Consider the following 9044-nt stretch of genomic DNA (forward strand, 5'->3'; position numbering starts at 1 on the left):
ATAGCCCTTTATAAATTTTTTTCTCAATGTCTTATTTTAAGAAATACCAATTTTAATGTGGTCTTGGTATGACAGTTCTCTATATAGTTTCTCTCTATATATAGATATAATGTCAATAGCACATCTAATTGTTTTATTTTTTCTTAAAATATTATCCAAGAAGAATATACGGGTAAAATTGCTGGAAGATTAGCCCAACTCAATAAGCGCTGCTTTTATGGAAATCTTTACTCCGCCGCTAATTTCTAATGTAGAGTTAGATTTTAAAGTGAGTGTATTTGCTTTAACTTCGACACTTCCTGTGACTGATTCATTTTTATTACCTGTGATATCCAGTTTGTAATTTCCACTAGCGCTTTCAGTGAAATCGCTCCCAACCTCTAATTTATAGGAACCGCTAATTTTTTCTGCTTTATCGCCGGTTATATCTGCTTTATATCCGTCAGAAATAGTATATTTAATTCCACCACTAGTGACTTCAATTTCCTTGCCATTGGTAACAGTGGTTTTCTGTTTATTCTTGAAGGTGGCAGTTTCTTCTTTTTCTACCGTTGTTTCGCGTTTCGCCTTGTAGAGAAATGTGGCGTCTTGTTCTACCGTATCTTGCTGTTTTTTCTTGATCTCTGTGGTTCGTGAACCATCAATGGCGACTGTTTGATCATTTTCCACCGAGACTTTCATGTCCTTCTCAGCGTGTATTTCAAAGGATTCTTTGTCTTGGGCGTCATCAATAAATAAGTAGCTGGCATTATCCTTTCCTCCCTCTAGGCTACGTGACATGATGCCCATTTTAGTGGCCTCTTTCGGTAATACCCAAGGGGGCATATTATTTTTGTTAAAACTACGTCCCACTATAAGGGGTTCGTCCGGGTTGTTATTGATAAAATTGACAATGACTTCTTCTCCAACCCGGGGAATTTGTATCGCACCAAACTTAGCACCAGCCCAGTTATTGGATACTCGCACCCAGCAGGAACTTTTATCGTCTTTTGTATCGCTTCGATCCCAGTGAAATTTGAGTTTTACTCGACCATATTCATCTGTCCAGATGGTTTTACCACTTGCCCCTACAACGGTAGCTCGTTCAGTGCCAGCTATTGGCCACGATGTGATGCGAGGAGCACGCCAGTTCACGTTAGATGGAATGGCTGTAAATTCAGTGAGTATTTTTCCCAGTTTGTCAGTGTTAGGGGGATTTATCCCCATCATGTACGTATTTTCGTGGAATTCATAACACGCACTGACAATAAGATATTCACCATTATCTTTATCCCGTAACGCCTTTGATAGTGCAAAGGTATAACCTGGAGCAATACCTGATTCTATACTTTTTGCTTTTATATACTGACTTTGTGCAGTACAGGATTGTTGTAATACTTGGACATAGAACTGCCCTTGTGTATTTTCGGTATAATTTCCAGGCCATTCAAATAGTTCTGTTTTTGGTACAGTAGAGTCTGGATTTTGTTGCGTTTCTTTTAGCTGTGCATTTGGCTTGAGAAAATTATAGTCACTCATCGTATAGAGCTTTGGTGTAATTGAATAACTTACTGTCCAATCATATAGATAGTGTTTGTCTTTGTGCCTTGGTGGATAATGGCTCGGATAATATTCAATGGAAGAAGATTCTGACAGGGCAGAATGGGACTGAGGTGAATCAGCTAATATAAGAGTATGATCATCCTTACTATGCTGAAAATAGTAATAAATCCCTTCACGTTCCATTAACCGACTCAGAAAGTCAAAATCAGTTTCTTTGTATTGAGTGCAATATTCTAATGGTTGATATTTTGAATTGAGTTCATTCTTAAATTTTACTTTATGTTCATCTAGAATATCTTTAATAATTTCAGGAGCCGTTTTTGTTTGCCAAATCTTAAAGTCTTTGTTTAGGGTGAGTGTGAACAAAGCTGGCTGAATGATGACCTTATACAAATAGAGATATTCATCATAATAATCACAAATGATAGCTTCACGAATTATCCCGCTTAGATAGCGTGGTTTTCCTGATGTGTTTGCTGGATTCTTAATCTCAATTGATATCGGCTTGTTTCGTAATCCTTTGATATCGAGGTCTTTTTTATCACTAAAAAGTTCAACTTCAAAACTATAAATAGATGATAGTTTTTCCTCTCCTTTTAATGATTTAAAAAGTAAAGTGTTATCACCCAGTGAAGAGTGAGCAATAATGGTTCTTTCCATTAAAAGCTCCTTTTGAAATCAAAGCTACCGCATGAGCCTTTGGACGAAGGATCAGAGAATGAATAAAAATATCTTATAATTACTAATTGTCTTGTCGGTATTGCTATTAACTTAATTAGTAATCAAATGTTACTAATCAATATACAATATTTCATATAGAAAACTATATTGCAACAAAATTATAACTGCAATTTCTTTTTTGTGAGGAATAGTGTATTTATGGAAATATGATATGTTTATGGGGGTCATCGTATGCAAGTTATGAAATACACCATTCCAAATGGAATCTTTTGATTTAACAATATTTTTTATATTGAATGAACGGTAAATTCTGACGCGGATTTGAATAATTATTCTTAATTGCGGAGACGGTTTTTAAAGAGAGATATAAAATAAATCGCCGGCGAAAAATTCATTGATGTGAACTCATCACCGGCAGAAAATAAAAATTTATTATAAAACAATTAGTTTGTTGCGCTGTAAAACGAAAGCAATATTATTATCAATAATAAAACAATTATTTTAATGCTGATAATGCGCTGTCATAGTCAGGTTCATTGGTGATCTCATCGACCAACTGGCTATAAATGACTTGGTTACTTTCATCCAGAACAACGACAGCACGTGCAGCCAACCCACCTAATGGGCCTTCGTTTATTGCAACGCCGTAATCTTCCTGAAATTTCCCACCACGAAGTGTAGAAAGGGTAACAACATTAGACAAACCTTCAGAACCACAGAAACGAGACTGGGCAAAAGGCAAGTCCGCTGAAATGCACAATACAACAGTATTGTTCAATTCGCTGGCGAGTTGATTGAATTTACGGACAGATGTGGCACAAACACCAGTATCAATGCTTGGGAAGATGTTAAGTACTTTACGTTTACCTGCGTACTGGCTCAATGCTACATCAGCAAGATCCTTGGCAACGAGTGTGAAGTCTTTCGCTGTCTGGCCAGCGTGTGGAAAATCTCCGTTAACGGTGATATCACTACCTTGAAACTTAACTGTTTGTGTCATGGTTTTATCCCTCTATAAAGTAAACTGCGCCGTCAGTGTAAAGGAATAGTGCGATCTTGCCCACAAAAATAGAGGTAATATTCATGAAATACTCTGCCTCCCGTTAGTTAACAATGTCTTATAATTTATTTTTAGGATAATTATTAAATTCACAAGGCAAAAAAATTATGCATAATTTTACGTTATTTCCCTCGGTGTTGCTGATGGCTGGGCTTTCCCTTTCTTTTTCTGTTTCTGCTGCTTATGTGCCTGCTGGCGTACAACTTGATCCCCGTCAGGAATTGGTTCGTCAGTTGAAAGATGAACCTGCATCGCTAGACCCGATAAAATCTTTCGGTTTAACAGAGGCACAAGTACTGCGTGATCTGTTTGAAGGCTTAGTGAATCAAGATGCCCATGGTCAAACCATTCCAGGAGTTGCTATTAACTGGAAGACGACAGATAACAAAACATGGATATTTACACTGCGCCAGAATGTTCGTTGGTCTAATGGTGACAGTGTCACAGCATCTGATTTCGTTTATAGCTGGCAGAGGTTGGTTAACCCTGAAAATGCTTCCTCTTTCTCTTGGTTTGCTGCCTTATCAGGCATTCAGAATGCACAGGAAATCATTGACGGACAGTTACCGCCAGAGAAGTTGGGTGTAGAAGCCAGCGATCCTTATACATTAAAGGTTACCCTGAATCGGCCTGTCCCTTATTTTCCCAGTATGACTACCAACTTTAGCCTTTACCCGGTTAACCAGCAGGGTGTCGAAAAATATGGCAACGATTGGACTCGCGTGGGGAATTTGATTGGTAACGGAGCATTTGTGTTAACGGGGCGAGTGGTGAATGAAAAAATTGTCCTGACGCCAAATCAATATTACTGGGATAACAAAAATACGGTACTGAAAAAAGTCACCTTTATGCCCGTTAATCAGGAGTCTCATGCAACCAAACGTTATCTGGCAGGAGATCTGGATATTACGGAATCTTTCCCTAAAAACATGTACCAGAAATTGCTGCAGGATCTTCCGGGGCAAGTCTTCACACCAGATCAGTTAGGGACATACTACTATGCTTTCAATACACAACGAGCACCAACGAGTGATATTCGGGTCAGACAAGCGCTTTCCATGACAATAGATAAGAGGTTGATTGCGAGAAAAATAGTGGGAACGGGAGAAAAACCGGCATGGCATTTCACTCCTGATGTTACGGCAGGATTCCAGCCAGAGAAAAGCCGGCAGGAAACATTGACTCAACAGGAGCTAGATGATCAGGCTAAGGCTTTATTGAAAGCGGCTGGGTATGGTCCGGGAAATCCATTGAAAATATCATTGCTTTATAACAAGTTGGAAAATAACCGGCGGATAGCCATTGCGATTAGTTCAGAATGGAAGAAAAAGTTGGGGGTGGAAGTCAAACTAGTCAATCAAGAATGGAAAACTTACGTCGATAATCGTAACACCGGTAATTTCGATGTGGTCAGAGCCTCTTGGACTGGAGACTATAACGAACCATCAAGTTTTTTATCTCTTTTGACATCCACTCACAGTGGCAATATCGCGAAATTCCACAATGCTGACTATGATGCGCTGCTTAAAGCCGCCAGTCATGAAACTGACGATGTAGCCAGAAACCGTGATTACAATCAGGCCGAAAAAATGATTGCCGAACAAGCACCAATTGCCCCGATTTATCAATATACCAATGGTCGATTGATCAAACCGTGGCTAAAAGGATACCCGATCACCAATCCTGAAGATGTCGCCTATAGTCATACCATGTATATCATCAAGCACTAAACTAATTATGAAACATAAGTACGAAACATAAGTACGAAACATAAGTACGCAACACCGGTATGAAAAAGGAGCAGATGTGGAAACAATCTATGGCTCGGTATTTAAAGGTTCAGATGCAATTTACGCCTGCCAGTTGAATGGACAAGGGGGAATTACGGCATTTGGGGAAGATTCACTTGCAACAGCAGAACAGCCATTTTGGCAACATCTTGATTATAAAAATCAGGATAGCCATCAATGGCTCATGAATACCACTTTGCTGCCATCTCCTATCAAGGACGGGTTACTGAGTGAAAGCATTCGCCCGAAGGTTTTGCGCATGGGGGAAGGCACCTTGATTACCTTGAGGTCGGTGAATCGCAATGATAATGCGCGCCCCGATCACTTAGTTTCGTTCCGCATCTATATTAATGACAGAATAATTATCTCCAGTCGCCATCGGAAGATTCATTCAATCGACCAAGTTTTGGATGATTTACACAACGGTGTTGGTGCAAAAAGTACCGGGCAATGGCTGGTTGAAATAGCAGGAGCCATTACTGATGAGGCGAATGATTTTATTGAAGAGCTACATGATAGCCTGATTGAGCTTGAGGACGATATTCTGGAGCAGAAAGTTCCCGGCCGCGGGGAATTGGTATTGCTGCGTAAACAATTGATCGTCCTGCGTCGGTATATGGCACCACAACGTGATGTTTTTATCCGTTTGGCCAGTGAGCGATTGCCTTGGATGAGCGATGAGGAGCGCGGTTTAATGCAGGAAATTGCCGATCGCTTGGGACGGGGATTGGACGAACTTGATGGTTGTATTGCCCGAACCGCAGTCCTTGCGGATGAAATTACTTCCATGATGGCAGATGCCATGAACCGTCGTACTTACATGATGTCTCTGTTGGCAATGATATTCTTGCCGACTACCTTTTTGACGGGATTATTTGGCGTCAATTTGGGTGGAATACCCGGCCATGCGTATCGATTTGGATTCGGCTTATTCAGCCTTTTGTTATCTATATTGATAGTGATTTTCGCTTGGTGGCTAAGGCGAAGCAAATGGCTATAGCAGGAAAATTGGGTAAATAATCATCAACTATCACCTAATCGCACTAATAGTGCTATCAGGTTTGAGATATATCAATAATCAGATCCTACAATTAAGGCACTATCACTTCCGCAGGTGAATACAACGTTGAGCGATGAGCGTTGTGCTCCATAATTGTAGTTTTTCTCATATCGAGCTTTATACAGAATAATTGACCATGATTATGCCGATGTTAGTTTTAACATCGGCTATTTTTTCTATTGTCGTTCAGGAATTCAACCATCTCATTTCAACCATAAAGAAAAATCCGTATAATCCACACCTTAAAAGTATCAATTCAGGAAATCTATGGTCGATACCCATCGACAATGTGAGAAGTGGCTATGAATCAAAAAGATACAAGAAAAGAGTCTCTTGAGTTCAACAAACTCCAGAAGCGTTTGAGGAGAAATGTTGGCAATGCAATTATCGATTACAACATGATTGAAGATAATGATGTTGTGATGGCATGCATGAGTGGCGGTAAAGATTCATTTGCGATGTTAGATATCCTATTGAGTCTTCAAAAAGTTGCTCCAATCAAGTTCGATGTGATTGCCGTGAACCTTGATCAGAAGCAACCAGGTTTCCCTGAACATATTTTACCTGAGTATTTTGAAAGTCTGGATATTCCTTATTACATCGTAGATAAAAATACATATTCAGTGGTTAAAGAGAAAATCCCTGAGGGTAAAACCACATGTGGATTGTGTTCAAGACTACGTCGCGGCACACTTTATTCCTTTGCAGAAAAAATTGGGGCGACAAAAATTGCACTTGGGCATCATCTTGATGACATCGTTGAGACATTATTCCTGAATATGTTCCATGGCGCACGAATGAAAGCTATGCCGCCAAAGTTACGCTCTGACGATGGTCGTAATGTTGTCATTAGGCCGCTGGCTTACTGCCGTGAGAAAGACCTTATCAATTATGCAGAACATAAAGAATTTCCAATAATTCCTTGTAATTTATGTGGTTCTCAAGAGAATCTTCAACGGCAGGCTATCAAAACCATGTTGTTGGAGTGGGATAAGAAAAATTCTGGGCGGGTAGAGAGTGTATTTAAGTCAATGCAAACTGTTAGCCCAAGCCAACTAGCGGATAAAGATCTTTTTGATTTTGTTAATTTGCCGTTAGATCGTGAAGGAAAAAGAGAAGAGTACGCTTTTATGGAAGCAACTGTATCATCAACTAACATAGATAATTCTATGTTTATTGATGTCACTAATATCTAAAAAGATATTTAGAGGAGGGCCTTACAGCCCCCTCTAAAAATTTATTGGATATACATTTTAATGCCAATATATATGGGTATTATTTTATCTCATCAAGATAATTTGGATTATATCGAAACGCTATTTTTACAACGACATAAAACTCACCTGATATTATTAAATAAAATCAATAGAAGTCTTTTTTTTATAACTGCATGATTTTACGCTCATAATGATAGATAAACCCCTTTTTTGTTAAGGTATTACATTTCAAATTATGGTAGATTAGCCAGCTTTTTTTGGAATGTGGTTTATCTTATATTTTTAGATTGGTGAGCAATATGAATGTATGGGGTTATTTGTTTATCGCGATTTTGTCTGAAGTGGTAGCAACAACAATGTTAAAAACTGCTGATGGCTTCACTCGCCTGGTGCCTTCTATTGTTGTTGTGCTGGGATATTGCTTATCTTTCTGGGCGTTATCACAGGTGGTTAAAGTTATGCCATTGGGGATTGCTTATGCTGTCTGGTCTTGTCTTGGCATTGTTTTAGTTTCTATAGCAGGCATATTTTTATATCAGCAAAAACTGGATTTACCCGCAATCATCGGTATTCTTCTGATTGTTGCAGGGGTTCTGGTGATAAATTTGTTTTCCAAAAGCGCAGTGCACTGATTTATACCCAATAGATTTCAAATAGATTGAATGGGTGATTCAACGGGAGAAAACATGTTTTTGAGGCGGGGAATTCTCTTGGTCAACCTATTGATGGTGGGATGGTTATTGGTAGGTTGCAGTGGGCATCAAACAGATGCTTCACCAAGTCGATACAAACATTATCAATACTCTGATTTGGGAATTGATTTGAGTAAAGATGCCCGTGAAAGTTGCTCCGATGCAGGGGGAATTTCGGTATTAACCAATCAATTGAATGGTCGCCAAATTCCTGTTTGCCAACTGGCGAATGGTCGTCGCTGTAATGAGCAGGCTTTGCTGGACGGTGGATGTACATCCATTTAACTTTTCTATGACAGAAGCATGTCCTCGTTCATAAACATGTTTCTGTCAATTTCTAATCCAAATTTTTCCTCATATTTCTGATGCTTTTCTCAGCAAAATAGAAAAGGCAGTATCTAATCGATAAAAAATATTTTTTTCTTTGTTGGCTGACACGATACAGTTGTGACAACTATTGGGCGATATAACAATTATTGCTTGTCCTCGCTAGAGCGTTTTTTAGCAAAATTACCGAATTATTCTATGGTTGATATTGCAGTCTGCAAATAATAAGCAAAAATAATTTAAGTATCTTTAATGACTTCTTTTCAACTAATTATCTGGAGATAAAAACCATGTTAAAGCGCAAGTATTTGACTCAGACTGAGATCGAAATATTACTGACTGAATTAGATAAACATGCACATGCCGATCGTAATATCTGCATGATGTTTATGGGATTTATTCATGGATTTCGAGTATCTGAATTATTGAGTCTGCGAATTTCTGATGTTGACCTGGAAGGAAAAAGTTTGCGGGTGCAGCGATTGAAAAATGGTTTTTCTACCATTCACCCGATGGTATCTCGTGAAATTCAATTAATACGTCACTGGTTGGCTGAACGTTCGAAGTATTTACCGAAGAAATCAGTGTTATTGGATGGACAACAAGCGGGCAACGAAGAATCTGACTGGTTATTTCTCTCCCGTGCTGGTCAACGTATGTCGCGTCAACAGGTGT

The 9044-nt window shown here is 39.0% G+C and carries 8 protein-coding genes; 6 read left to right on the forward strand and 2 right to left on the reverse strand.

Annotation, left to right across the window (positions count from 1 at the left end; all coding sequences use genetic code 11):
* Positions 1-189 precede the first annotated feature (189 nt).
* Positions 190-2202, reverse strand: a complete 2013-nt coding sequence (locus tag H8A87_RS17185; protein WP_198691143.1) for a type VI secretion system Vgr family protein — start codon at positions 2200-2202, stop codon at positions 190-192.
* A gap of 517 nt (positions 2203-2719) precedes the next feature.
* A complete protein-coding gene (tpx, locus tag H8A87_RS17190) occupies positions 2720-3223 on the reverse strand; it encodes a thiol peroxidase (RefSeq protein WP_198691144.1) in 504 nt (167 codons plus the stop codon).
* A gap of 167 nt (positions 3224-3390) precedes the next feature.
* On the opposite strand from tpx, the gene H8A87_RS17195 reads away from it, so the two are divergent.
* The 6 genes from H8A87_RS17195 to H8A87_RS17220 all read left to right on the forward strand — a co-directional run.
* Positions 3391-5013 carry a peptide ABC transporter substrate-binding protein gene (locus H8A87_RS17195; RefSeq protein ID WP_198691145.1) on the forward strand — a complete coding sequence of 541 codons (1623 nt, stop codon included), beginning with the start codon at positions 3391-3393 and terminating at the stop codon, positions 5011-5013.
* Positions 5014-5089: 76 nt separating this feature from the next.
* On the forward strand, positions 5090-6073 hold the full coding sequence (zntB, locus tag H8A87_RS17200; RefSeq protein WP_198691146.1) for a zinc transporter ZntB: 984 nt from the start codon (positions 5090-5092) through the stop codon (positions 6071-6073).
* Between the two features lie 362 nt (positions 6074-6435).
* On the forward strand, positions 6436-7329 hold the full coding sequence (gene ttcA, locus H8A87_RS17205) for a tRNA 2-thiocytidine(32) synthetase TtcA (RefSeq protein WP_198691147.1): 894 nt from the start codon (positions 6436-6438) through the stop codon (positions 7327-7329).
* A gap of 320 nt (positions 7330-7649) precedes the next feature.
* Positions 7650-7982 carry a DMT family transporter gene (locus tag H8A87_RS17210; protein ID WP_198691148.1) on the forward strand — a complete coding sequence of 111 codons (333 nt, stop codon included), beginning with the start codon at positions 7650-7652 and terminating at the stop codon, positions 7980-7982.
* A gap of 54 nt (positions 7983-8036) precedes the next feature.
* A complete protein-coding gene (locus H8A87_RS17215) occupies positions 8037-8327 on the forward strand; it encodes a putative hemolysin (protein ID WP_198691149.1) in 291 nt (96 codons plus the stop codon).
* A gap of 332 nt (positions 8328-8659) precedes the next feature.
* Positions 8660-9044: tyrosine-type recombinase/integrase (locus H8A87_RS17220; RefSeq protein WP_198691150.1), on the forward strand; the 385-nt coding region annotated here is incomplete at its 3' end.

It is taken from the genome of Xenorhabdus lircayensis, assembly GCF_016306625.1.
Taxonomy (GTDB): Bacteria; Pseudomonadota; Gammaproteobacteria; order Enterobacterales; family Enterobacteriaceae; genus Xenorhabdus; species Xenorhabdus lircayensis.